We start from the raw sequence: 1,683 nt of genomic DNA on the forward strand, positions 1-1,683 counted from the left end.
AATCGGTATTATTGGCGCAATGGAGCCAGAAGTTGTTCATTTAGTTCAAGCTATTGTAGATCCAGTACATACAACAATTGCTGGCATCGAATTTATTAGCGGCAGCATTGCAGGTAAAGACGTGGTAGTAACCCGTTCAGGTATCGGTAAAGTGGCAGCCAGTATTGCGACCACATTGTTAATCGAAAAGTTTGCCGCTACCCATGTAATTAACACCGGTTCTGCTGGCGGTTTTGTTGATTCATTGGCGATTGGCGATATTGTTATTTCATCAGAAGTGCGTCATCACGATGTAGACGTGACAGCGTTTGGTTATGAAATTGGCCAAATGGCTCAGCAACCTGCTGCATTTATGCCTGATAGCACCTTAGTTAATGCGGCCAAAAGCGCTGTCGCTGAATTAGGTGAAGTTAAGGCAATTGAAGGGTTAATTTGTACTGGCGACAGCTTTATTTGCGATCCTGTTCGCACAAAAGTCATGCGTGAAAACTTTCCAACAATGGCAGCTTGTGAGATGGAAGGCGCAGCGATTGCACAAGTATGTCACCAGTTTAACGTGCCATTTGTAGTTATTCGCTCGCTATCAGACAATGCAAATAATGACTCACCAGTTGATTTTGACTCGTACATAATCAAAGCAGGTATGCATTCAGCAATGATGGTTATTGCTCTATTACAACAGCTGTAATCGGTCTACACTTAGCTCGGACTCGCTATGGGCCGAGCTAAGCTCGCTTCATAAACAATACAACAGCACATTATTGAGTATCTATGGTCAATCAATTATTCAATCCTCAATTACTGAGCCAAGACGGCGGATTGCTTCAGAGCTGTTGTATTTTATTTTGTGCATTAATATTAGCTCGCTTCGCGCCAATTCCCCGAGATTTACAACCCCTATTATGGTTCAATCGTTTAGCGGTATTAATTTCCAGTAAAGTTAACCACCCAGAGCGAGCGGTGAGCCAGCAACTTATCGCTGGGATTTTAGCCACACTTATTTTGATAGTACCTAGCGGGATTATCGTCAGTTTCTTACTCAGCCTTGCCGCCTACCCATGGTTTTTCGAACTCATTATCTTGTATTTTTGTTTATGTGATTCAGCTTTTAAACCAGTAGCAGAAAAGGTCGTTACAGCAATAAAAAAGGGTAATAAGCAGGACGCAAAACAACTACTCACCCCATGGGTAAGCCAAAATACTCAAGTGTTGTCTGAAGTCGGTTTAAGTAAAACCGCCATTGAGAAGTTATTCACCACTCCCATTTACGGCACCTTAGCAACCATATTGTTTTTTAGTTTAGGCGGCGCCACCATGGCATTAGTGGTGCGGATGTTAAGGCAATTAGAACATTGCTGGCCACCGTATCATCCAAACTTTCATATTTTTTCAAGTTTTGTTGGCCAATTCAATCGGGTGATTTTTTTCATTCCAACCTTGTTATGGCATTGCTCGTTAGCTATTCAGTTTGGACAACTGGGTATGAGGTCTATTTTTTCGCAGCCAATATCAGCTCAAGCCAATAAAAATCAGTTAAATAATCATTACAGCAGTTATGCGTTAGCGGCTAAGTTATTGAAAATAGAGCTTGGTGGCCCCCAGCAATTTATCGAAAATGGTAAGACAATTCGGGTCGATTTACCAAAAGTAAAAGCGGGTCCCTTGCCAGATCATCGTTACATA

At 41.9% G+C, this 1,683-nt stretch carries 2 protein-coding genes; both read left to right on the top strand.

The window, feature by feature from the left end; genetic code table 11:
- Nucleotide 1: 1 nt before the first annotated feature.
- Nucleotides 2-688 carry a 5'-methylthioadenosine/adenosylhomocysteine nucleosidase gene (locus CXF78_RS16680; RefSeq protein WP_257984934.1) on the top strand — a complete coding sequence of 229 codons (687 nt, stop codon included), beginning with the start codon at nucleotides 2-4 and terminating at the stop codon, nucleotides 686-688.
- Between the two features lie 83 nt (nucleotides 689-771).
- The coding region (locus CXF78_RS16685) for a cobalamin biosynthesis protein CobD/CbiB (protein ID WP_102037406.1) at nucleotides 772-1,683 on the top strand (912 nt) is incomplete at its 3' end.

The sequence above is a fragment of the Shewanella sp. 11B5 genome, assembly GCF_002836795.1.
Taxonomy (GTDB): Bacteria; Pseudomonadota; Gammaproteobacteria; order Enterobacterales; family Shewanellaceae; genus Shewanella; species Shewanella frigidimarina.